This window comes from Rhodococcus maanshanensis NBRC 100610 (genome assembly GCF_001894865.1).
Lineage (GTDB): Bacteria > Actinomycetota > Actinomycetes > Mycobacteriales > Mycobacteriaceae > Rhodococcus_G > Rhodococcus_G maanshanensis.
The window spans coordinates 14,307-36,831 of the sequence record NZ_BCXA01000029.1; the positions used below are offsets into that span (position 1 = coordinate 14,307).

Annotated in this window: 22 protein-coding genes; 18 read left to right on the forward strand and 4 right to left on the reverse strand. The window is 68.7% G+C overall.

The features are described from left to right. Positions 1-28 precede the first annotated feature (28 nt). Positions 29-814, forward strand: a complete 786-nt coding sequence (locus RM1_RS14785) for an SGNH/GDSL hydrolase family protein (protein WP_072752307.1) — start codon at positions 29-31, stop codon at positions 812-814. Between the two features lie 176 nt (positions 815-990). Next, positions 991-2,286, forward strand: a complete 1,296-nt coding sequence (locus tag RM1_RS14790) for a hypothetical protein (RefSeq protein ID WP_072752309.1) — start codon at positions 991-993, stop codon at positions 2,284-2,286. A gap of 104 nt (positions 2,287-2,390) precedes the next feature. Here the strand turns inward: RM1_RS14790 and RM1_RS14795 are convergent, their stop codons facing one another. From RM1_RS14795 to cofD, 3 genes are read right to left on the reverse strand one after another with little or no spacing between them, the layout of a single operon-like run. After that, positions 2,391-2,939 (reverse strand): NUDIX hydrolase, encoded by a 549-nt coding sequence (locus RM1_RS14795; RefSeq protein ID WP_072752311.1) that lies wholly within the window; start codon positions 2,937-2,939, stop codon positions 2,391-2,393. Then, complete coding sequence (locus RM1_RS14800) at positions 2,936-4,279, reverse strand: coenzyme F420-0:L-glutamate ligase (RefSeq protein ID WP_072752313.1); 1,344 nt, start codon at positions 4,277-4,279, stop codon at positions 2,936-2,938. Before RM1_RS14800 ends, RM1_RS14795 begins: the two co-directional genes overlap by 4 nt. Beyond that, entirely contained in the window at positions 4,276-5,250 is a 975-nt protein-coding gene (cofD, locus tag RM1_RS26850; protein WP_072752314.1) for a 2-phospho-L-lactate transferase, read from the reverse strand. The genes RM1_RS14800 and cofD overlap by 4 nt, the downstream gene beginning before the upstream one ends. A 475-nt stretch (positions 5,251-5,725) precedes the next feature. On the opposite strand from cofD, the gene RM1_RS14810 reads away from it, so the two are divergent. Then, positions 5,726-5,959: a WhiB family transcriptional regulator gene (locus tag RM1_RS14810; RefSeq protein WP_027500199.1), complete on the forward strand. Its 234-nt coding sequence runs from the start codon at positions 5,726-5,728 to the stop codon at positions 5,957-5,959. A 28-nt stretch (positions 5,960-5,987) separates the two neighbouring features. Here RM1_RS14810 and RM1_RS14815 read toward each other — a convergent pair whose 3' ends face one another. Further along, the gene (locus tag RM1_RS14815; RefSeq protein WP_072752316.1) at positions 5,988-6,482 is read right to left on the reverse strand and encodes a metallopeptidase family protein; all 495 of its coding nucleotides are present in this window, start codon (positions 6,480-6,482) and stop codon (positions 5,988-5,990) included. 81 nt (positions 6,483-6,563) lie between these two features. Between RM1_RS14815 and RM1_RS14820 the strand changes: the two genes are divergently transcribed. The 15 genes from RM1_RS14820 to lpqB all read left to right on the forward strand — a co-directional run bounded on the left by RM1_RS14820 (position 6,564) and on the right by lpqB (position 22,513). Continuing rightward, entirely contained in the window at positions 6,564-6,956 is a 393-nt protein-coding gene (locus tag RM1_RS14820) for a DUF3499 domain-containing protein (protein WP_072752318.1), read from the forward strand. A gap of 71 nt (positions 6,957-7,027) precedes the next feature. Continuing rightward, positions 7,028-8,392 (forward strand): phosphomannomutase/phosphoglucomutase, encoded by a 1,365-nt coding sequence (locus RM1_RS14825; protein WP_072752319.1) that lies wholly within the window; start codon positions 7,028-7,030, stop codon positions 8,390-8,392. 59 nt (positions 8,393-8,451) lie between these two features. Further along, the gene (locus RM1_RS14830; protein WP_072752321.1) at positions 8,452-9,564 is read left to right on the forward strand and encodes a tobH protein; all 1,113 of its coding nucleotides are present in this window, start codon (positions 8,452-8,454) and stop codon (positions 9,562-9,564) included. Beyond that, positions 9,564-10,796: a mannose-6-phosphate isomerase, class I gene (gene manA / locus RM1_RS14835; protein ID WP_072752323.1), complete on the forward strand. Its 1,233-nt coding sequence runs from the start codon at positions 9,564-9,566 to the stop codon at positions 10,794-10,796. Before RM1_RS14830 ends, manA begins: the two co-directional genes overlap by 1 nt. A gap of 103 nt (positions 10,797-10,899) precedes the next feature. Continuing rightward, complete coding sequence (locus RM1_RS14840; RefSeq protein ID WP_072752325.1) at positions 10,900-12,429, forward strand: amino acid permease; 1,530 nt, start codon at positions 10,900-10,902, stop codon at positions 12,427-12,429. 224 nt (positions 12,430-12,653) lie between these two features. Further along, the gene (locus tag RM1_RS14845; RefSeq protein ID WP_072752327.1) at positions 12,654-13,868 is read left to right on the forward strand and encodes an alkane 1-monooxygenase; all 1,215 of its coding nucleotides are present in this window, start codon (positions 12,654-12,656) and stop codon (positions 13,866-13,868) included. Positions 13,869-13,870: 2 nt separating this feature from the next. Beyond that, entirely contained in the window at positions 13,871-14,035 is a 165-nt protein-coding gene (locus RM1_RS14850; protein WP_072752452.1) for a rubredoxin, read from the forward strand. Continuing rightward, entirely contained in the window at positions 14,035-14,208 is a 174-nt protein-coding gene (locus RM1_RS14855; protein ID WP_027500191.1) for a rubredoxin, read from the forward strand. The genes RM1_RS14850 and RM1_RS14855 overlap by 1 nt, the downstream gene beginning before the upstream one ends. After that, a complete protein-coding gene (locus RM1_RS14860; RefSeq protein ID WP_072752329.1) occupies positions 14,205-15,443 on the forward strand; it encodes an NAD(P)/FAD-dependent oxidoreductase in 1,239 nt (412 codons plus the stop codon). Before RM1_RS14855 ends, RM1_RS14860 begins: the two co-directional genes overlap by 4 nt. Positions 15,444-15,451: 8 nt before the next feature. Next, complete coding sequence (locus RM1_RS14865) at positions 15,452-16,090, forward strand: TetR/AcrR family transcriptional regulator (RefSeq protein WP_083576735.1); 639 nt, start codon at positions 15,452-15,454, stop codon at positions 16,088-16,090. A gap of 67 nt (positions 16,091-16,157) precedes the next feature. Next, positions 16,158-17,639, forward strand: a complete 1,482-nt coding sequence (ahcY, locus tag RM1_RS14870; protein WP_027500188.1) for an adenosylhomocysteinase — start codon at positions 16,158-16,160, stop codon at positions 17,637-17,639. An 11-nt stretch (positions 17,640-17,650) separates the two neighbouring features. Beyond that, positions 17,651-18,292 (forward strand): dTMP kinase, encoded by a 642-nt coding sequence (locus tag RM1_RS14875; RefSeq protein WP_072752333.1) that lies wholly within the window; start codon positions 17,651-17,653, stop codon positions 18,290-18,292. Positions 18,293-18,357: 65 nt separating this feature from the next. Further along, positions 18,358-19,035 carry an MtrAB system response regulator MtrA gene (gene mtrA / locus RM1_RS14880; RefSeq protein WP_072752335.1) on the forward strand — a complete coding sequence of 226 codons (678 nt, stop codon included), beginning with the start codon at positions 18,358-18,360 and terminating at the stop codon, positions 19,033-19,035. After that, positions 19,032-20,765, forward strand: a complete 1,734-nt coding sequence (gene mtrB, locus RM1_RS14885; protein WP_072752337.1) for an MtrAB system histidine kinase MtrB — start codon at positions 19,032-19,034, stop codon at positions 20,763-20,765. The genes mtrA and mtrB overlap by 4 nt, the downstream gene beginning before the upstream one ends. Beyond that, on the forward strand, positions 20,762-22,513 hold the full coding sequence (gene lpqB, locus RM1_RS14890) for an MtrAB system accessory lipoprotein LpqB (RefSeq protein WP_072752339.1): 1,752 nt from the start codon (positions 20,762-20,764) through the stop codon (positions 22,511-22,513). Before mtrB ends, lpqB begins: the two co-directional genes overlap by 4 nt. Positions 22,514-22,525 lie beyond the last annotated feature (12 nt).

The following is a 22,525-nucleotide window of genomic DNA, read 5'->3' on the forward strand; positions in this document are numbered from 1 at the left end:
GCTGGCCCATGGTGGCAAAATCTATGCGATGAATTCGCCGGAACCTGTCTTCAATCGCTACGTCGCCCTCGGGGATTCGTTCACGGAGGGACTCGGCGATCACGACCCGGATCGGCCGAACGGCCTGCGCGGTTGGGCGGATCGTGTCGCCGAGCAGCTCGCGGCGAAGGGCGAGGATTTCCGGTACGCCAACCTCGCGGTCCGCGGCAAACTGCTGGGGCAGATCATCGACGAACAGGTCGATCAGGCGCTGGCTCTGGGCCCGGATCTGGTCACGATCTACGGCGGCGGGAACGACCTGCTGCGCCCGTCGGTGGACATCGACGCGATGGTGGACCACTACGACGAGGCGGTCGGCAAGCTCACCGCGAGCGGGGCCACGGTCGCGATGTGGACCGCATACGACGCCGGATGGTCGGCGGTGTTCGGCAAGGTCCGCGGCCGCACCGCGATCTACAACGAACTGGTGCGCGAGGTCGCGGACCGGCACGGCGCGGTGGTGGTCGACTTCTGGCGTTTCGACGGCTACGACGACGAACGGATGTGGGACTGGGACCGCCTGCACATGTCGACTGCCGGGCACCAGAGGATGGCGGTCGAGACCCTCGACGCGCTGGGTGTCGGTCATACCCTCGAGGCCCCGGACCTGGGTCCGGCGCCGGAACTGAGCAAGGCCGAGCGGCGCCGGGTGAACTACGTCTGGACCAAGGATTTCGTCGGTCCGTGGATCGGGCGGCGGCTGACCGGTAAGTCGTCCGGCGACACCGTGGCGGCGAGAAGGCCTGTCCTGGAGCCGATCTCCGCGGAGGTGTAGCGGACTTTCGGCTATCGGTCACCGCACCCTGGGTGGAGCAGATCCAACCCGAAGGGGGTCATCGGTCATCCCTTGGGGAGGTGCCGGTGGGCCGGCGGCAGGACGAGGGTGGTGGGGGCCCACGAGGTGTTCCGCAATCCGAAGGAGTGCCCGGGGCTCTCTCAGAGGAAAGGCTCATGACGAACCCCGCCCCTATCAATTGGGCTGACGTCGTTTACAAGATCCGGTACGGGCAGGAGGGTTTCGCCAACGTGGCCGAAGCCGCCAGAACGCTCGGTATGTCGGTGAAGCAGGTTCAGGCGCAGCTGGAGGTGGCGCAGCAGCTGGGTGGCAGCAGCGGCAAACTCGCCGCCGAGATCATCGAAAGGTCCAACACCTCCGCGCTCAAGCGGGTCGCGCAGCGAGCGCTCGGTAAGGTCGTCGAAGGGACCGGCCGCGCATTCATGGGCGTCGCGAGCCTCAGCACCGGCTTCTGGGTGGTGCTCGCGATCGGTGCGGGCGCCCTCCTGGTCGGCGGCCTCGTCTACGCGAACAGCGGCGACGAGCCCGTCAAGCTCGGGCCGAGATTCGACCGCATGCCTGCCGCGGTGGCCGGTGAAGAGCAGGGCGGACAACCCGCGGTTGCGCCCGCGGCCGAACCCGGGTTCGCGCCGCCGGCGCCGCCCGCGCCCGTGAACGGTGCTGCCGTCCCCGGCGAGCCCGGCCACCTCGGCGCGCCTCCGGCCGTGCTCGTTCCGCTGCCCCCGAAGCCCGCACCGGCCGCCGAGCCTGGTCCAGCGGCCGCTCCGGCGCCTGCCGTGCCGGCTGCCCCCGCCCCTGCCGTCGACGGTCCCGCGGCCCCCGCTCCGGCGCCTGCGCAGGCAGCTCCGGCCCCCTCGGTCCCGATTCCCGATTCCCCGCAGGGTGGCAGCGGCTCGGCCATGGGCGGGCAAGCCGCGCCGGGACAGCTAGCACCCGCTCCGGCCGATCCCATGGCGGATCCCACGCATGACGGGAATGCCTTGGCGGGCGCCGGAGCCTCCGGTGCCGGCACCGGAGGGGACGACGGGAGCGCGCCGGCCCAGGTAGCGCCTGCTCCCGCAGATCCGATGTCGGGTCCCGGGCACGAGGGCACCGCCCCCGCGGGCACCGCGTCCGGTGATGCTGTGACCTCTGATTCGGGTGCCGGTGGCTCTTCGGATCCTGCCGCGGTGAGCCCACAGGCAGGGCCGGTGACGAGTGATGGTGTGGCGGACGGGCCTGGCGCCGGTGGTGACGTCGGAGGAACCGGGGCCGATCAGGGCGGGGCTGCGGCAGTTCCCAACGGGTACACCTACTCCGATCCTTATGCCGGGCTGCCCCGGGATGACGATGGGTGGGCCGTCGACGGCGATGGGAACTATGTCGACGCCGAAGGGTATGTCCCCGATCCTTCTCAGATCACTCCGTTGGACTCGACTGCGGATGGATCGGGTTCCGGAGCCGCGAACTGACCGATCCACCCGAGGCCGCTCGACATTTCGGCCTACCACCTACTGCCGGTCCTCTTCCTGCCGGCAGTAGGTGGTTGCCTACGCCCGCGCCGTGCACGGAGGTCTCAGCGCAGCGATGCCAGCGCCACCAGGTGATCGATGGTCTCCCGCTCGGCCGTCTCCGGAAGCGCGTCGACGGGCCACCACCGCAGATCGGTCGACTCGTCGCTGACGACGATCGGTGCGTCGTTCGGTGCCCACACGAGAAACCGCAGGTCCAGGTGTCGGGTCGGCACGCCCAGCGAACACGTGATGGGGTGTGTGTGCGCGGAGAGCAGGACCGGGTCGATCCGCAGGGCCTCGATGCCGGACTCCTCTGTTGCCTCGCGCAGCGCAGCGCCGACGACCGTCTCGTCGGACGCCTCGCAGTGACCGCCGAGCTGGATCCAGCGCCCGACCCTCGGATGCAGGGTCAGCAGCACCTGCCGTCCGTCCTCGCTCAGGACAAGGGACGACGCGGTGATGTGGCCGGGGGCGTGCTCGCGCAGGCAGCCGAGCGGCGCCGAGTCGAGGAACGCCAACATGGTGTGCCGCAGCGACTCGTCGGCGGTGCTCGGGGTCCGCCAGCCCAGCAACGCCTCGCGCGCCGATCGATGCAGGGACTGTGCGCTCACATTTCCACCAGCAGGTCGCCGGGCTCGTTCGGCACGCGCGGCACCAGGGGCTCGAGCGGATGACCGACGGCGATGGCGCCGAGGGCCTGCCAGTCCGCGCGCAGGCCGAGTTCGGCACGCACGAGGTCCGCCGCGAAGATGGTCGACCCGATCCAGCAGCTGCCGATTCCCTTGGTGGCCAACGACACCAGCAGCCCCTGCACGGCCGCGCCCGCGGCGACGGTGAACATTGTCTGTTCGGCCCTCGTCCTGGCCTCGTCGGGGTAGCTGTGCGCGCCCTCGGGCACGCAGAACGGGATCACCAGCTCCGGCGCATCGAACAGGATGTTGCCCCGGTCGAGCCGTGCGTTGATCTTCTCCAGGCTCAGCCCGTCCGCGGTGAGATCCGAGCGCCACTGCTCCCGCATCGCGTTCAGCAGTCGTCTGCGGGTCGCGGCCGTGCGGATCCACACGAAACGGACGGGTCGGGTGTGGTGCGGTGCCGGTGCCGTCAGGGCCTCCGCGATCGCCTCCCGAAGGGCCTGCGGATCGATCGATTCGGAGGAGAACTCGCGCACCGAGCGACGCAGCAGCAGGGCCTCGTTCCTGCCCCGCTCCAGTGCCTCTCCGGAGCCGAGCCAGAACAGGTCCTCCTCGCCCGGCCGCACCAGATCCCGTGCCACCGAACCGTCGTCCTCGAACTCGAACCCGCGGACCACGGCGATCGGCACGCTCCCGACCTTGCCCTTCACCAGATCGCCTGCGGCGGCGAGCTCGTCCGCGACCGCGACCTCCGTCACGTAGAGCTCGTTGCCCTTGGCATCGACGGATCCGGCGTAGCCGTGCAGCACGGGCAGACCGGAGGCGCCGATCGCGGCGTCCGTCTGCCCGACCCGCCACGCTCGCCCCATGGTGTCGGTGATGACAACGGCGACACTGACACCAAGCAGTTCGGCCAACCGTTCACGCAATAGCCGGGCGCTCGCGTCTGGATCCTCCGGCAGCAGAGCCAGTTCGGCCGGGTCCACGTTCGAACCGTCGATGCCCGACGCCGCCTGGATGATGCCCAGTTTGTTCTCGGTGATCAGGGTGCGGCCCTTGCGGGCGACGACCCGGACCGCTTCCTGGTCCACCAGGCGCCGGCGAACGGCATCGCGTTCGTCGGGATCGGTTGGAGAGGCCACGATTCGGCCCTCGACCTTGGAGACGACCTTGCTCGTCACGACCAGTACGTCGCCGTCGACCAGCCACGGCGCCTGTGCCGCGATCGCGGCGGCCAGGTCATCGCCCGGCCGGAACTCGGGAAGTCCTGGCACGGGAAGGATCTCGATGGAACCGCGGGCTCCGTGATCGCCGATCACACCGTGACCCCGGCCAGGCGCAGCGCGGCGCGCGCCATCTCGGCTGTCGTCTCCGGGTCGGTCATCAGCAGCGGGACCGCCTCGACCTGCACCCCGGGGACCTGCGCGGTGTCGGTCTCGTGGACGAGCCAGCCGTCGAGGATCCCGGTGTCCGAGCGGGCGCCGTAGTAGCGGCCGATCGCCTCGGCGGTGGTCTCCACCCCGATCACCTCCAGGCATTCGTCGGCCATGCCGCGCAACGGCTTTCCGTCGATGACGGGGGACAGGCCGACGACCTTCGCCTTGCCGGTTCGCAGCGCGCCCCTGATCCCGGGGACCGCGAGGACGGCGCCGACGCTCACCACCGGGTTGGACGGTGCCAGGAGCACCGCGTCCGCGTTCTCGATCGCGTCGATGACCCCTGGAGCCGGGGTGGCCTTGTCGGCGCCGACGTGCACGAAGCTGTGGGTCGGGACCTGGGCGCGGTGGCGGACCCACCATTCCTGGAAGTGGATCGCCCGCTGCTCGTCGTCGGCCGGATCGGTGATGACCACATGTGTTTCGCTGCGGTCATCGGTCACAGGGAGCAGTCGCACTCCTGGTTGCCAGCGATTGCACAGTGCCTCGGTGACCGCCGACAACGGATAACCGGTACGCAGCATCTGGGTCCGGATGAGGTGCGTGGCGATGTCGCGGTCGCCGAGGCCGAACCAATCCGGCTTCGCGCCGTACGCCGCGAGTTCCTCTTTCGCGTTCCACGTTTCGCCGACGTGACCCCAACCCCTCTCGGGGTCGATGCCGCCGCCCAGCGTGTACATGCAGGTGTCCAGGTCGGGACAGATGCGCAGACCGTGCATCCAGACGTCGTCGCCGACGTTCACGACCGCGGTGATCTCGTGTGCGCCCGCGGCATCCGATTTCTCGAGCAGGCTCCGCACACCTTGCAGGAAACGGGCTCCACCGACGCCGCCGACCAATACTGTGACTCTCACAGCTCAAGAGCCTAGGCGTCCTGCGCCGGTGCGGCGGACTTGCACCGGCAGATCGGTGACAGCCGGTGCGACACGCTGGTGACGCGCACGAATGCGCCGTCGAGGCGATTCCGCCGCGTGTGGTGGTAAGGGGAATTGCCCAACAGCTTGACCCCAGCGCTCGGTGCCGTGTCTAATCACAGGTATGTCATTCCATCTTCGCCACGCGAGATCAGTTGTGGCGAACCTTGATTCGAACGTTCGTTCGGGGTGGATGACATTGTCGGGGAACGAAAGTGACCGGAATTTTCTGCGCAATCCAAGGTGAGGAGGCGGAACGATGCCCAACCAGTACGAGGGATCACGACTTCTGAGCGCGCTTGATTACGAACCGCAGACCGATTTCACAGCGAACGCAGTGGAGGGTGTTGGCGAACTTTTGGGGGAGAGGGAGCCGGTACGGCCTCAGCTGAGCCTGGTCACCGGATTTGATGAGATGTTCGAGAACATCGAAGATCAGTGGCAGGAGCGCGCCCTGTGTGCGCAGACCGATCCTGAGGCGTTCTTCCCCGAAAAGGGCGGCTCGACCCGCGAGGCCAAGCGAATCTGCCTCGGTTGCGAGGTTCGCGACGAGTGCCTCGAGTACGCGCTCTCCAATGACGAGCGATTCGGCATCTGGGGCGGGCTCTCGGAGCGCGAGCGTCGTCGGCTCAAGCGTGGGATCATCTAGAGCCGAATCGTTTAGGGCTCAAGTACTTTCAGTCCTCCGGCTCGCCACCTAGCTCCGGGTCGATGACTTCGGGGTCGACCCCGAGGTAGGTGGCGACCTGCCGGACCAACACCTCGTTCAGCAGATCGACGAGGTCTTCCTGACGCTTGGCGCGCAATTCGAGGGGCCGGCGGAACAGGACCAGTCGCGCTCTTGTCGCGGCGCCGTGCCGGTCCACGCCTGCCGGTACCAGTCGCGAGAGCGGCACCGGTCCCTCCGCCACCACCTCCGGCGGCCAGGTGACCGAATCGGGGTCGAGCGCGCGGATCTTCGGCACCTCGTCGACGGCGATGTCGAGCTTGGTGATCCGCTCGTGCCAGCGGGCGTCGATCGGGGCGAACGCCTCCAGGACCAGCATGTCGAACTTCTCCGCCCTGCTGCGCCATGCGGGCACGCTCACCGGGAGCACTGGTCCGCGGATCCCGCGTCCCCGTCGAGCGGCCGATCGGGAGGTCAACGGTCGTCCGTGTCGGGCTCTGCGCATGAAGGTCAATCCTACCGACACCCATCGGCTTCCGGTGTGTCCGAGTAGGAGCCTGCGGGTCCGCCAGCTACCCTCATCTGCGTGAGAGCACTGCGTCGATGCTGCCGGCCTGGGTGTAAGAACCCCGCCGTTGCGACGCTGACGTATGTCTATTCGGACTCGACGGCAGTGGTCGGTCCGCTCGCCACCGTCGACGAGCCGCATTCCTGGGACCTGTGCGAGACGCACGCCTCCCGGATCACCGCACCGAAGGGCTGGGAGCTGGTCCGCTACGAGGGCGGTTTCTCCACCAGCACCCCGGACGAGGACGACCTCACGGCACTCGCCGAGGCCGTCCGCGAGGCCGGCATGCCCGAGCGTGGATCCGTCGATGCCGCGTCGTCGGGTTCGGTGGATACGGTGCACGCGCCCGCCCAGGCCCCGCGCACCGGTCGTCGCGGGCATCTGCGGGTTCTGCCCGATCCCACGAACTGACCCTCGTGGCACCTGGCACTAGGCTGGCGGTGCACCGATCAAGACCGTCCCCGAACGCAGGAGTTATCGCAGTGTCACGTCCCGCCGAATCCGTCCATGCCGTCATCAAGGCATACGACGTCCGCGGAGTGGTGGGCGAACAGATCGATGTCGACTTCGTGCGTGATGTCGGCGGCGCGTTTGCGCGCCTGGTCCGCGATGACGCCGGCCGCGTGGTCATCGGTTACGACATGCGGGAGTCGTCGCCGGAGCTCGCGAACGCGTTCGCGGGGGGCGTGACGGCCCAGGGGCTCGACGTCGTCCTGATCGGCCTCGCCTCCACCGATCAGCTGTATTTCGCTTCCGGGCTGCTCGATTGCCCTGGCGCCATGTTCACGGCGAGCCACAACCCGGCGAAGTACAACGGGATCAAGCTGTGCCGTGCCGGTGCCAAGCCGGTCGGTCAGGACACCGGGCTGGCGACGATCTCGGCAGAGGTCATCGAGGGCGTGCCCGGCTTCGACGGTGAGGCCGGGTCGGTCAGCGAGCAGGATGTGCTCACGGAGTACGCCGACTTCGTCCGCGGACTCGTCGACCTGTCGTCCATGAAGCCGATGTCGGTCGCGGTGGACGCGGGTAACGGCATGGGCGGGCACACCGTCCCCGCGGTGTTCGAACCGCTGCCGCTGTCGGTGGATCCGATGTACTTCGAGCTCGACGGGAACTTCCCGAACCACGAGGCCAACCCGCTCGACCCGAAGAACCTGGTGGACCTGCAGGAGCGGGTCCGGCTGACCGGCGCGGACATCGGCCTCGCGTTCGACGGTGACGCGGACCGCTGCTTCGTCGTCGACGAGCTCGGCAACCCGGTGTCGCCGTCCGCCGTCACCGCGCTGGTCGCGGAGCGGGAACTCGCCAAGGAGCCCGGCGCCACGATCATCCACAACCTGATCACCTCCAGGGCGGTGCCAGAGCTGGTGATCGAGCTCGGCGGCACCCCCGTCCGAACCAGGGTCGGGCACTCGTTCATCAAGCAGCAGATGGCGGAGACCGGGGCGATCTTCGGCGGCGAGCATTCGGCGCACTATTACTTCCGCGACTTCTGGGGCGCCGACTCCGGCATGCTCGCCGCCCTGCACGTGCTCGCGGCGCTCGGTGAGCAGGACCGCCCGCTGTCCGACCTGATGAAGAGCTACGAGCGCTACGAGGCCTCCGGCGAGATCAACTCGACGGTCGCGGACGCCGCCGAACGGACCGCCGCCGTCCTCGCCGCCTTCTCGGGCCGCACGAAGTCCGTCGACCGTCTCGACGGCGTCACGGTCAACCTCGGTCAGGGCGCGTGGTTCAACCTGCGCGCCTCGAACACCGAGCCCCTGCTGCGGCTGAACGTGGAGGCGCGGACGGTGGAAGAGGTCGATGCGCTGGTGGCTGAGATACTTGGTGTCGTGCGCGCCTAGCGGACACGGGAACAGCCGTAGAATTCTTGCCCCGGGCAGAGCGAGAGAGGAAGGACGCCATGACGGCTCCGTCACACCTTCTCGACCTCGATGATTCCGCCAGCGTCACCGCAGCCGATTCCGAGGGATCGCTGCGGTCCGCCGCGCTCGGTGGGGCGCAGGTGCGGGCCACCGCGGAGGCGGTCGGCGAGGGTGCCCTCGATCGGATCAGGGACCTCCGCCCGCGCAGCATCGTCCTTGTGACCGGCGGTGGCCGCGCAGGCCGCGCCGCGTCGGTGCTCACCAGCGCGATCGGCGCGCGGATTGGCGTGCCGATCCTGCATCTGCCCGCGGTCCCGCCGTGGGTCGGCTCGCTCGATGTCGTCGTCGTGGCGGGGGAGGACGCGGGGGATCCACGGTTGCTGACCGCGGTCGACTCGGCGCTGCGCCGGGGCGCCGAGGTGGTGATCGCCGCGCCGGACGAGGGGCCGCTCCGAGCCGCGGGGGCCGGTCGCGCGATGCAGCTGCCGCCGCGCATTCGCGTCGCCGACCAGCACGGGTTCCTGCGATACCTGTCCGCCGGTCTCGCGGTGCTGACCGTTCTCGGACCGTCGCGCACCGACAACCTGCTGCCCGACCTGCACGATCTCGCCGACGCGGTGGACGCGGAAGCGCTGCGCGGTCACCCGGCCAACGAGGTTTTCCACAATCCCGCGAAGTCGCTGGCGGTGCGCATGCGTGGACGCCGGGTGGTGCTCGCGGGCGACGGCCCGTCCACCAGTGCGCTCGCGCGGCACGGAGCCGAGGTACTCATGCGTACCGCGGGCGTGGTGGTCGCGGCGGCGGACCTCGGTGATGTGGTGGCCTCGGCCACACGATTCGCGTCCGGCGGATCCGCCGCGCAGGCCGCTGGATACGATCCGATCTTCCATGACGAGGAACTCGACGGTCCGCCACCGAGCAATCCGGTGCGGGTCTTCGTGCTGTCGAGCGCGGCCACCAAGGTCGCGACATCACGCCGGATCGCCGTCCTGACGGATGCCGAGCTGGTGCTCGCCGTGGAGGACGACGAAGAGATCGACAAGGGGGGCCGGGAGATGGCTGGGGAGCGCACCGAGATCGAGCAGCTGGCGGTGACGGCCGTACGCCTTGAGATGGCCGCGGCCTATCTGCAGTTGATCGGCGGTAGCTAGTGCGGTTGCTTGAAGGCGCGCTGCGCACCTACGCCTGGGGCTCGCGCACCGCGATCGCCGAACTGTGCGGCAGGCCCGTGCCGTCGAACCATCCGGAGGCCGAGGTCTGGCTGGGCGCCCATCCGGCCGACCCGGCACGCCTGCTCGGCGGCGCGGACCCGGTCTCGCTGCTCGATGCGGTCGACGCCGACCCGGCCGGCCAGCTCGGTGACCGGGCGCGGGCCGAGTTCGGCGACCGGTTGCCGTTCCTGCTCAAGCTGCTAGCGGCCGAGGAACCGCTGTCGCTGCAGGCCCACCCGAGCGCCGTTCAGGCCAAGGAGGGCTTCCAGCGCGAGGAGTCCGCGGGGATCCCGCTCGACTCGCCGGTGCGTAACTATCGCGACGACAGTCACAAGCCGGAACTGGTGGTGGCCCTGACCCGGTTCGAGGTGCTCGCCGGGTTCCGGGATCCGCATCGGACGGTCGAGTTGCTCAGGGCCCTGGAGGTGCCCGCGCTCGACCACTACATCGCTCTCCTTGCGGGACAGCCCGATTCGTCGGGACTGCGGGCGCTGTTCACAACCTGGATCACGCTGCCGCCGCCCGCGCTCGAAGCGCTGCTCCCGCAGATTCTCGAGGGTTGTGTGCGGTACCTGTCGGGTGGTCCTGGCACGCGACCGTACACCGCGGAACTGCGGACCGTGCTCGGCCTTGGCGAGTCCTACCCGGGCGATGCGGGCGTGCTGGCCTCGCTGCTGTTGAACCGGATCACCCTGCAGCCGGGCGAGGGTCTCTACGTCGCGGCCGGAAACCTGCACGCGTACCTGCACGGGCTCGCCGTCGAGGTGATGGCGAACTCGGACAACGTGTTGCGTGGCGGGCTCACCCCCAAACACGTCGACGTGCCGGAACTGTTGCGGGTGCTCGACTTCGAGCCGCTCACCGGTCCGGTGCAGACGCCGTCCGCGCTCCCCGGTACCGCCACCGTCGTCTACGAGACGCCCGCCCCCGAGTTCGCGCTGACCCGGGTTGACCTGGACCGGTCCGGCGATCGGCACCCAGCCTCGGTGGAGTTCGAACTCGCCGGTCCGCGGATACTGTTGTGCACCTCCGGATCGGTCACCCTTCGGAGCGGCGGAACGACCCTTGAGCTCGAGCAGGGCGGCGCGGCGTGGGTCGCGGCCTCGGATCCAGAGCTCGTGGCCGTCGCCAGGACCGCGACCGCGCAGGTGTTCAGCGCCGCAGTCGGGTGAACACCCGGCGCCGGCCTCGCGACCGGCGCGCCAGTGCGGCGAAACTCGTGTGAGGCGTGCCCGGCGCAATAGGCTTGCCGCATTCCCTCACGAGGAGGCAGCGATGGGATCCGGGATTTTCAGAACGAAGTCGGTCGAGCAGTCGATCGCGGACACCGACGAGCCGGACAGCAAGCTCCGGAAGGATCTGACGGCCTGGGACCTGACGGTCTTCGGCGTCGCGGTGGTGGTCGGTGCGGGCATCTTCACACTGACCGCGCGCACCGCGGGCAACGTCGCAGGGCCCTCGGTCTCACTCGCGTTCGTGCTCGCCGCCATCGCGTGCGGCCTGGCCGCGCTGTGTTACGCGGAGTTCGCCTCGACCGTCCCGGTCGCGGGCAGCGCGTACACCTTCTCCTACGCCACCTTCGGCGAGTTCATCGCCTGGATCATCGGCTGGGACCTGATCCTGGAATTCGCCCTAGCCGCCTCGGTGGTGGCCAAGGGGTGGTCGCTGTACCTCGGCAACGTGATCGGCGCCGAGGGATCGACCGTCGTCGAATTGGGGCCGGTCGACTTCGACTGGGGCTCGGTGCTGCTGATCGCGGCGCTGACGGTGATCCTGGCGACCGGTACGAAGCTGTCGTCCCGGGTCTCCGCCGTCATCACCGGGATCAAGGTGGGTGTCGTCCTGCTGGTGATCGTGGTCGGCGCGTTCTACATCAGCAAGGACAACTACTCGCCGTACATCCCGCCGTCGCAGCCCGGTGACACCGGCGAGGGCATCCACCAGTCGCTCTTCTCCTACCTCACGGGCGCGGGCGGCAGCACCTACGGCTGGTACGGCCTGCTCGCCGCCTCCAGCCTGGTCTTCTTCGCGTTCATCGGATTCGACGTCGTGGCCACCACGGCGGAGGAGACGAAGAATCCGCAGAAGTCGTTGCCGAGGGGCATCCTCGGATCGCTGGCCATCGTCACCGTCCTGTACGTCGCGGTGACCCTGGTACTCACCGGAATGGTCAAGTACACCGATCTCGCGGGGGAGAACTCGACGCTGGCAACGGCATTCGAGATCCACGGAATCACCTGGGCTCAGTGGGTGATCAACCTGGGCGCCCTCGCCGGTCTCACCACTGTCGTCCTGGTGATGTTGCTCGGTCAGACCCGGGTGTTGTTCGCGATGTCCCGGGACGGACTGATGCCGAGGAGGCTGGCACACACCGGTCCGCACGGCACCCCGGTGCGGATCACCGTCATCGTCGGCGTTGTCTCGGCCGTGCTGGCCGGTTTCTTCCCGATGGGCACGCTCGAGGAGATGGTCAACATCGGCACCCTCTTCGCGTTCGTGCTCGTGTGCGTCGGGGTGATCATCCTGCGTCGCACGCGGCCCGACCTGCCTCGCGGCTTCAAGGTTCCGCTGGTGCCGCTGGTCCCGATCCTCGCGGTGCTCGCCTGCCTGTGGCTGATGCTCAACCTGTCGGTGGAGACCTGGATCCGCTTCGTCGTCTGGATGGCCATCGGCATCGTCGTCTATTTCCTGTACGGATACCGGCATTCGATGGTGGGCCGACGGGCCACCCCGCAGCCGGGAGTGGAGGCCGAGGCGCTCGGTCACCTCGGCGGCCCCGAGGGGCCAGGAGGGGTCGGGCTCTGACCCCGGCCGATCAGGCCGAACCCTTGTGCTGCGAACACCCCGCCGGATGCCACCGGCGGGGTGTTCGGCGTTTACCGGGCACCGTGTCCAGTTCGTGAGCCCGGCCGCGACGTGTACAAATCTTCAAGTTTGTATAGACGGCAGACAAGATATGGCATATCGTCCATATCTACGTGGTTCACCTCACAGTCGTGGGCCCCGCCGCAGAGGAGGCAGTCGTGGCAATGCAGGTCGATCCGGGGGCGCAGGCGCCCGCCGAGCAGTGGCGAGACAAGAAGCGGCATCTGTGGCTGCTGGGGCTGATCCCGCCGACTGCCGTCTTCCTCGCGGCCGCACTGGTCTGGGGGTTCAACGAGCTGGGCTGGTCCGCGGTCTCGCCGGTGTGGTGGTGGATCGGGCCGATCCTCGTCTACGGGCTGCTGCCGGTGCTCGACATCTTCTTCGGGCCGGACGGGCAGAACCCGCCCGAGGAGGTGATGGAGCAGCTCGAGAACGACAAGTACTACCGGTACTGCACGTACGTCTACATCCCGTTCCAGCTCGCGAGCCTGGTGTTCGCCTGCTACCTGTGGACCGCGGACAACCTCGCCTGGCTCGGCATCGAAGGCGGGCTGGGGCTCGCCTCCAAGATCGGACTCGCCCTCAGCATCGGCGTCATGGGCGGGATCGGCATCAACACCGCCCACGAGCTCGGCCACAAGAAGGACGAACTCGAGCGGTGGCTGTCCAAGATCACCCTGGCCCAGACCTTTTACGGGCACTTCTACATCGAGCACAACCGCGGCCACCACGTCCGCGTGTCCACCCCGGAGGATCCGGCCAGTGCCCGATTCGGCGAGACCTTCTGGTCCTTCCTGCCGCGCAGCGTCTGGGGCAGCCTGAAGTCGTCGTGGGAGCTCGAGAAGACCCGCATGGAGCGCCTCGGCAAGAGGACGTGGAGCATCCAGAACGACGTGCTCAACGCCTGGCTGATGTCGGCCGTCCTGTACGCGGCGCTCGTCGCCGGGTTCGGCTGGGAGGTGCTGCCCTTCCTGCTGCTGCAGGCTGTCTACGGCTTCTCGCTGCTGGAGACCGTGAACTACCTCGAGCACTACGGACTGCTTCGTCAGAAGACCGCGAGCGGCCGCTACGAGCGCTGCGCCCCGGTGCACAGCTGGAACTCGGATCACATCTGCACCAACATCTTCCTGTACCACCTGCAGCGGCACAGCGACCATCACGCCAACCCGACGCGGCGCTACCAGACGCTGCGCAGCATGGACGGCGCGCCTAACCTGCCCAGCGGATACGCCAGCATGATCTCCCTCGCGTACTTCCCGCCGGTCTGGCGCAAGGTGATGGACAAGCGCGTCCTCGACCACTACGACGGCGACATCACCCGGGTGAACGTCCAGCCTGCCAAGCGCGAGCGGATCCTCGCCCGCTACGGGGCGGCGTGATCATGGCTGCCTACCAGTGCCCGGTGTGTGACTACGTCTACGACGAATTGAAAGGTGCTCCGAGAGAAGGGTTCCCGGCCGGCACCGCATGGGACTCGGTTCCCGACGACTGGTGCTGCCCGGACTGTGGAGTGCGGGAGAAGATCGACTTCGAGAGGACTGCGTGATGAAGCTCTACCGCTGTGTCCAGTGTGGGTTCGAGTACGACGAGGAGCTGGGGTGGCCCGAGGACGGTATCGCGCCCGGCACCCGCTGGGACGACATCCCCGATGACTGGAGCTGCCCCGACTGCGGCGCCGCCAAGGCCGATTTCGAGATGGTCGAGGTTGCCCGCTCGTGAGCTCGATCGTGATCGTCGGCACCGGGATCGCCGGGATCACCGCTGCCGAAACGCTACGGGCCGAGGGCTTCTCGGGAGCGGTGACCGTGATCGGGGACGAATCCGCGCATCCGTACCGTCGGCCCGCCCTGTCGAAGGACCTGTTGCTGGGGACGATGCCGGCCGAGAAGGCCCGGCTCCGCGGCGCCGACTACTGGAACGAGCGCGGGATCGAGTTCCGCGTGTCGGTGGCCGTCATCTCGATCGACGTGGCCGCACGCACGGTCCGGCTCGACACGGGCGAGGAGCTGCCGTACGACGCCCTGCTCCTCGCGACCGGCGGCCGGGCCCGCGGCCTCGAGCACTCGGCCGGTGACGCCGTGCTGGCGCTGCGGTCGATGCACGACGTGGCACCCCTGCGCGCCGCCATCGAACGGACCAACTCGATCCTGGTGATCGGGGCGGGCCTGATCGGTTCCGAGGTCGCCGCAACCGCCCGCGGACTCGGCGCCGAGGTGACGATGCTCGAAGCGGCACCCGCGCCGCTGCATCGGGTACTCCCGCCGCAGGTCGGCGAGCTGTACGAGCAGATCCACCGCGAACAGGGCGTGGCACTGCACACCTCGGTACGCCTCACCGGGCTCGCCTCGGACGGCACCGGCGGGGTGCGTGCCACCGCCGCCGACGGGAGGGTGTGGTCCGCGGGCGCGGCGCTGCTCGCCGTCGGAATGGTGCCGAACACGCTCCTCGCGGAGCGGGCCGGGCTCGCCACCGCGGACGGGATCGTGGTGGACGAGGGCTACGCCACCTCCGCGCCGGGTGTGTATGCGGCCGGGGACGTGGCCAACTGCCCGAACCTCGTGCTGGGCGGTCGGCATCGAACCGAGCACTGGAACTCCGCGCAGACGCAGGGCGCCGCCGCCGCGCGCGCGATGCTCGCGGGTATGGAGGGCGCATCGCCAGCGCCGGCACCCGAGGTGCCCTGGTGCTGGTCCTCGCAGTACGGGCTCAATCTCCAGATCGCGGGGTGGCCACAGGCGGACGACGAGACCGTCGTTCGGGGCAGCATCGCCGGGCGTGACTTCGCCCTGCTCGCGCGGCGGGCAGGCAGCCTGGTCGGCGCGGTGACCCTCGGTCGGCCCAAGGACCTCCGCGCGGCGCGGGTCCTGATCGGCGAGCACCCGACGATCGACCCGGCGCTCCTGGCGGACGAGAGCCAGGACCTGACGGCGTTGAGTCAGCGGGTCCCTGTTTGACGGCCAGGATGCTTGCTGCCACTCTCGCCACCATGGCACCGACGAACCGAATCCCGTTCCAACAGGCGACCCGTACGCTGCTGCGGGATTCGGTTCTCGGCGCGATGCGGGACCTGCTGTCGGTCAAGGACTGGTCCGAGGTGACCATGACCGACGTCGCGGCCGGAGCAGGGGTCAGCAGGCAGACTGTCTACAACGAGTTCAAGTCCAGGCAGGGCCTCGCGCAGGCGTACGCGTTGCAGCTGGCGGACCGCTTCGTCGGAGCCATCGAGGACTCCATCTACGGCAACGCGGGTCGTCCGCATGTGGCCCTTGTCGAGGCGTTCACCACGTTCTTCCAACAGAGTGCCTCCGATCCGCTGGTCCAGTCGTTGCTCACCGGTGAGGCCAAGCCGGATCTGCTGCGCCTGATCACCACCGACAGTGCCCCGTTGCTCGACCACGCCTCGGGCAGGCTCGCGGAAACATTGGAGCGCAGCTGGATTCAGGCCTCGCCCGACGAGGCCGGGATCCTCAGCAGGGGAATCGTCAGGTTGGCGATCAGCTACATCTCGATGCCACCGGATTCCGATCGCAACGTGGCCGAGGACCTGGCCCGGATCTTCGTGCCCTTCATCGAGGCGATCGTCGGCACGACCGAGGCGTAACTCGCGCGCCCGCCCCGGGAGGAAACCCGATAGCCTTACCCGAGATATCGGCAACCAGGAGAGGCAGATGACGACCTCAGTGTCTGAGAACAAGCTCGAAGCGGATACCCGCAACGGAATCGACTACAAGGTGGCGGACCTTTCGCTCGCCGAGTTCGGCCGCAAGGAGATCCGTCTCGCCGAGCACGAGATGCCGGGCCTGATGGCCCTTCGTCGTGAGTACGCCGAGGTCCTGCCGCTCAAGGGTGCCCGCATCTCCGGGTCGCTGCACATGACGATCCAGACCGCCGTGCTGATCGAGACGCTGGCCGCGCTCGGTGCCGAGGTCCGCTGGGCGTCGTGCAACATCTTCTCCACCCAGGACCACGCCGCGGCCGCGATCGTCGTCGGCCCGCACGGCACCCCCGAGGAGCCCAAGGGCATCCCCGTGTTCGCCTGGAAGGGCGAGACGCTGGAGGAGTACTGGTGGGCGGCCGAGCAGATGCTCACCTGGCCGGGCGAGCCCGCGAACATGATCCTCGACGACGGTGGCGACGCCACCATGCTGGTGCTCAAGGGTGCGCAGTTCGAGAAGGCGGGCGTCGTGCCGCCCACCGACGACGAGCACGACTCCGACGAGTACAAGGTGTTCCTCGCGCTGCTGCGCAAGTCGCTCGAGGCCGACAAGTCCAAGTGGACCACGATCGCGGAGTCCGTCAAGGGCGTCACCGAGGAGACCACCACCGGCGTGCTCCGCCTGTACCAGGTGGCGGCAGCCGGTGAGCTGACGTTCCCGGCGATCAACGTCAACGACTCGGTCACCAAGAGCAAGTTCGACAACAAGTACGGCACGCGGCACTCGCTGCTCGACGGCATCAACCGAGGCACCGACGTGCTGATCGGCGGCAAGGCGGCGCTGGTCTGCGGCTACGGCGACGTCGGCAAGGGCTGCGCCGAGGCCCTGCGCGGCCAGGGCGCCCGGGTCGCGGTCACGGAGATCGACCCCATCAACGCCCTGCAGGCGCTGATGGACGGCTTCGAGGTCAAGACCGTGGAGGAGGCGATCGGCTGGGCCGACATCGTCATCACCTCGACGGGCAACAAGGACATCATCACCTTCGAGCACATGAAGCAGATGAAGCACCAGGCGATCCTGGGCAACATCGGTCACTTCGACAACGAGATCGACATGGCGGGCCTGGAGCGGGCCGCCGACGTCACCCGCGTCAACATCAAGCCGCAGGTCGACGAGTTCACGTTCGCCGACGGCCACTCGATCATCGTGCTGTCCGAGGGACGCCTGCTGAACCTGGGCAACGCCACCGGCCACCCCTCGTTCGTGATGAGCAACAGCTTCTCCAACCAGGTCATCGCGCAGATCGAGCTGTGGACGAAGCCGGACGAGTACGACAACGAGGTCTACCGGCTGCCCAAGCACCTGGACGAGAAGGTCGCGAAGATCCACGTCGAGGCACTCGGTGGCTCCCTGACCAAGCTCACCAAGGACCAGGCCGAGTACATCGGCGTTGACGTCGAGGGCCCGTACAAGCCCGAGCACTACCGGTACTGAGCAACACCGCAGTGGGAACACTGATCGCGCTGGAGGGTCTCGACGGCGCGGGCAAGCGGACGCTGGTCGACAAGCTCGTCTCCGAGCTCACGTCGGCCGGCGTCCGCGTCGCGGTGCGCACCTTCCCCCGCTACGGCGCCTCGATCCATGCGGATCTCGCCGCCGAGGCGCTCAAGGGGGCGCACGGCGACCTGGCCGGGTCGGTCAACGCGATGGCCGTGCTCTTCGCGCTCGACCGAGGCGGCGCGGTGGCGGAACTGACGGAACTGCTCGAGCGCCACGACATCGTGTTGCTCGACCGGTACGTGGCCTCCAACGCGGCCTATGGGGCGGCGCGGCTGCGGCAGGGGCCGGACGGCGAGTTCGTCGAGTGGGTGCGCGAGCTGGAGTTCGAGCGTCTCGGACTGCCGCGACCGGCGCTGCAGATGCTGCTCGACGTACCAGTCGAGCTGGCGCGGGCGCGGGCGCTGGCCAGGGAGGCGTCCGACTCCACCCGCGAACTCGACGCCTACGAGCGGGACTCGGACCTGCAGACCAGGACCGGTGCGGTGTACCGGGGACTGGCTCAGCAGGAGTGGGTCTCGAGCTGGAAGCGGATCGACCCGGACGTCGATCCGGCGGCACTCGCCGCGGATCTGGCACAGTGGATATGACGACACACTGCGCCGGACCTCACGCAACGACGGGTTCCGGCGTCCTGAGATGACACGATAGGGATATGAAGCCACGCATTCTGGTTGTCGATGACGACACGGCTCTGGCCGAGATGCTCACCATCGTGCTCCGTGGGGAGGGCTTCGAGCCCTTCGTCGTCGGGGACGGCACGCAGGCGCTGACCGCGGTCCGAGAGATCCGGCCCGACCTGGTGCTCCTGGATCTGATGCTGCCGGGGATGAACGGCATCGACGTGTGCCGGGTGCTGCGTGCCGATTCCGGGGTCCCGATCGTGATGCTGACCGCGAAGACGGACACCGTCGACGTGGTCCTCGGACTCGAGTCGGGTGCCGACGACTACATCATGAAGCCCTTCAAGCCGAAGGAGCTCGTGGCCCGGGTGCGGGCACGGCTGCGGCGTACCGAGGACGAGCCGGCCGAGCTGCTCAGCATCGCCGACATCGTCATCGACGTGCCCGCGCACAAGGTCACCCGTGAGGGCCAGCTCATCGTCCTCACCCCGCTGGAGTTCGACCTCCTCGTCGCCCTGGCCCGCAAGCCCCGCCAGGTCTTCACCCGCGAGGTCCTGCTCGAGCAGGTGTGGGGATATCGCCACGCCGCCGACACCCGCCTTGTCAACGTGCACGTCCAGCGGCTGCGCGCGAAGGTCGAAACCGATCCTGAGAATCCTGAAGTGGTGCTCACGGTCAGGGGGGTCGGCTACAAGGCCGGACCGCCGTGATCCGTTTCTCTCGTACGCGGCGGCGTATCAACGGAACGTTCACGCCGCTGCTGCGCCGCGGTAGGGAACTGAGTCATTCGCTCGGGCACCTGTGGCGGCGCTCACTGCAGCTCCGGGTCGTGGTGTCGACCCTGACGCTGTCACTGGTGGTCATCACCATTCTCGGCGTGGTGCTGACCAGCCAGATCACCGATCGGCTGCTCGAGGCGAAGATCACCGCCGCCACCGAGGAGATGGATCGGGCCAGGGGCACGGTGCAGGCCGAGTTGGCGGGAGCCGACGACAGCACCTCGCTCGGGACCCAGCTCGACCAGGCCCGAGCGGCGCTGACGAACCGGGAAAGCGATGCGGGCACGGCCTCGGGCGCGGCCGGCACCTTCGACTCCGTGCTGGTGGCACCGGCGGAACCGCCGCGTCAAACCGAGGCCAGCGGTCCGATCGAGCAGATCCCCGGCAACCTCAGGGAGTTCGTCAGGAAGGATCAGGTCAGCTACCAATTCGCGACCGTCTCGGATCCGGACGGGTACTCCGGTCCGGCGCTGATCGTCGGCAGCCCGGTGTCGTCCGATGTCGCCGGCCTGCAGCTGTACCTGGTGTTTCCGCTGGCGGCCGAGGAGAAGAGCCTGTCGCTCATGCGCGGGACCATGCTCATCGGCGGCGCGGTGCTGTTGGTGTTGCTGGCCGCGATCTCGATGCTCGTCGCCCGGCAGGTGGTGCTCCCGATCCGGTCGGCATCGCGGATCGCGGAGCGTTTCGCGGACGGCAGGCTCAAGGAGCGGATGCCGGTCCGTGGCGAGGACGACATGGCCAGGCTGGCCGTCTCCTTCAACGACATGGCGGAGAGCCTGTCCAAACAGATCACCCAGCTCGAGGAGTTCGGCAACCTCCAGAAGCGGTTCACCTCGGACGTCAGCCACGAGCTGCGGACCCCGCTGACCACCGTGCGGATGGCCGCGGAGCTGATCCACGACGGCAGCGCGGATCTGGATCCGGCCATGCGCCGTTCCTCCCAGCTGCTCGTCGCCGAGCTGGACCGGTTCGAGTCGCTGCTGAACGACCTGCTGGAGATCAGCCGCCACGACGCGGGCGTCGCCGAATTGTCCAACGAGCAACTGGATCTGCGGATGAGCGCGCGGGCCGCGGTGTCGACGATCCGTCACCTCGCCCGCGAATCCTCGACCGAGCTGATCGTCGATCTGCCGGATGAGGCGGTGATCGCGTCCGTCGATCCCCGCCGGGTCGAGCGCATCCTGCGGAACCTGCTCGCGAACGCGATCGACCACAGCGAAGGACAGCCGGTGTTGCTGCGCCTGCGCGCGGACGCCGATGCCGCGGCGTTCATCGTGCGGGATCAGGGGATCGGACTTCGCCCTGGCGAGGAGAAGCTGGTGTTCAACAGGTTCTGGCGGTCGGATCCGTCCCGGGTGCGCCGCTCCGGTGGTACCGGGCTCGGCCTGGCGATCAGCCTCGAGGACGCGCGGCTGCACGACGGCAGGCTCGAGGCGTGGGGCGAGCCGGGACAGGGGGCGTGTTTCCGGTTGACGCTGCCCCTGGTGCGCGGCCACAAGATCACCAGCAGCCCGCTGCCGCTCAAGCCCTCGACCCGCAAACACGCTCAGGGACAGCCGATTCCGGGGACCGCCCGATCCGACGACGGACTCGAGGTACGGAGCGAGTCGCTCGACCCCGATGAGGCGAGCAGCGTGCCGATGCTCAGGGAGCGGCCATGAAGATCCGGATTGCCGCGGCGCTGGCGTCGGTTCTCCTGCTGGCCGGCTGTGCCAGCCTCCCCGACTCGTCCACCCCACAGGCGATCGGCACCATCGCGCCAAGCCCGGTCACAGGGGAGGTGCCGGTGCCGATGCCGGGCCGCGAGCCGAATCTGCTGCTGCGGGACTTCTTCGCGGCCAGCACGGACCCCGAGAACCGTCATGCCGCGGCGCGCCAGTTCCTGACCCCGGCCGCGGCGGAGCGGTGGGACGACGCCGCGAGCACGACCATCGTCGACAAGGTGGACGTGCTCGCGGAACAGCGCAACGGCGACACGGCCACCTTCACCATCCGTGCGAACAAGGTCGGCCAGCTCGAACCCGGCGGGTCCTTTCAGGCGACCGAGGGGAACTTCGAGGCCAAGATCCACCTTCGCCGAGCCGACGGCCAGTGGCGGATCGACGAACTCCCGCCGGGCGTCATCATGGACCGGCCGCAGTTCCTCAAGACCTATCAGCGCAACGCCCTGTACTTCCTCGCTCCGAGCGAGAACCTGGTGGTGCCCGACCTGCGCTGGATTCCGGCCCGCCAGGAGAACCTGCCGGAGCGGCTCGTGGACCTGCTCATCGCCGGCCCCAAGTCGGTGCTGGCGAACGCGGTTGGGAACGAGCTGGCGGGTCTGTCGCTGCGCGCGCCGGTCACCAAGGCGGACGGTCGGACCGAGGGCGTCGGCATCGGGTTCGGCGGCGTCCGCATCGACTTCGAGGGCGCGCAGGGACTCGACCAGCGTCAGCGCGAGCTGCTCGCGTCGCAGGTCGTGTGGACCCTCGCCAACGCCGAGATCTCCGGGCCGTACGTGCTGCTCGCGGACGGCAAGCCGCTCGATGAGCGGTTCCCCCAGGGTTGGAGCACCACCGATGTCGCCTCGACCAACCCGACCGCCTCGGTGAGCGCGGCCGTTGGCCTGAACGCGTTGCGGGACGGGGCGTTGGTCAGTGTGACCGATACCGGCGCGCAGCCGAGGCCCGGCTACTTCGGCTCGGCGACGAGCCTCGAGTCGATCGCGCTGTCCCGCGACGGGAAATCGGCCGCAGGCGTGTCGGCCGCTGGACAGGCCTCCGGGACGGTTCGGACGCTGATGGTGGGCCCGATCGACGGTGACGCGGTGCCGCTGCTCCAGGGCGGCTCCATCACCAGGCCGACCTGGTCGCCCGACAGCGGATCCGTCTGGGCGGTGGTGGACGGTTCCAGGGTGATCCGCGCCGAGCGGGATCCGGCAGGCCAGATGTCCGTTCAGCCCGTCGACTCGAGCGCGATCGCGGGGCTTGGTGCGTCCATCACCGAGCTGCGACTGTCGAGGGACGGGGTGCGGGCGGCGATCATCGTCGACGGCAAGGTGTACGTGACCACCGTCGAGCGGAATCCGGACGGCCACTACCAGCTGGTGAACCCGCGGCCCGCAGCGGTCGGTCTCGGTAGCCCGGCGGTGGCGCTGGACTGGAGTGGTGGCGACTCCGTGGTGGTTGTGCGGGCGGCGTCGGAGATCCCGGTGGTCATGGTGTCGCAGGACGGCTCCCGGATGGACGCGCTGCCGAGCCGGAATCTGACCTCACCGGTCGACTCCGTCGACGCCTCCCCGACGACGGTGTTCGTCGGCGACGCGCGCGGGGTGTTCCAGCTCAACAACAACGACCCCGCGGGCGACAGGTACTGGCGTGAGGTGCCAGGACTGACCGGGGTCAAGGCCACGCCCGTGCTGCCGGGCTGACTGTCGTAGCGC

Excerpts from the sequence above, each read along its gene's own strand:
- RM1_RS14840 (WP_072752325.1), top strand. The coding sequence starts at position 10,900 with ATGGGATCCGGGATTTTCAGAACGAAGTCGGTCGAGCAGTCGATCGCG.
- RM1_RS14815 (WP_072752316.1), bottom strand. The coding sequence starts at position 6,482 with ATGCGCAGAGCCCGACACGGACGACCGTTGACCTCCCGATCGGCCGCT.
- lpqB (WP_072752339.1), top strand. The coding sequence starts at position 20,762 with ATGAAGATCCGGATTGCCGCGGCGCTGGCGTCGGTTCTCCTGCTGGCC.
- RM1_RS14810 (WP_027500199.1), top strand. The coding sequence starts at position 5,726 with ATGTTCGAGAACATCGAAGATCAGTGGCAGGAGCGCGCCCTGTGTGCG.
- RM1_RS14855 (WP_027500191.1), top strand. The coding sequence starts at position 14,035 with ATGAAGCTCTACCGCTGTGTCCAGTGTGGGTTCGAGTACGACGAGGAG.
- mtrA (WP_072752335.1), top strand. The coding sequence starts at position 18,358 with ATGAAGCCACGCATTCTGGTTGTCGATGACGACACGGCTCTGGCCGAG.
- RM1_RS14850 (WP_072752452.1), top strand. The coding sequence starts at position 13,871 with ATGGCTGCCTACCAGTGCCCGGTGTGTGACTACGTCTACGACGAATTG.
- RM1_RS14790 (WP_072752309.1), top strand. The coding sequence starts at position 991 with ATGACGAACCCCGCCCCTATCAATTGGGCTGACGTCGTTTACAAGATC.
- RM1_RS14830 (WP_072752321.1), top strand. The coding sequence starts at position 8,452 with ATGACGGCTCCGTCACACCTTCTCGACCTCGATGATTCCGCCAGCGTC.
- RM1_RS14785 (WP_072752307.1), top strand. The coding sequence starts at position 29 with ATGAATTCGCCGGAACCTGTCTTCAATCGCTACGTCGCCCTCGGGGAT.
- RM1_RS14845 (WP_072752327.1), top strand. The coding sequence starts at position 12,654 with ATGCAGGTCGATCCGGGGGCGCAGGCGCCCGCCGAGCAGTGGCGAGAC.
- RM1_RS14865 (WP_083576735.1), top strand. The coding sequence starts at position 15,452 with ATGCTTGCTGCCACTCTCGCCACCATGGCACCGACGAACCGAATCCCG.
- ahcY (WP_027500188.1), top strand. The coding sequence starts at position 16,158 with ATGACGACCTCAGTGTCTGAGAACAAGCTCGAAGCGGATACCCGCAAC.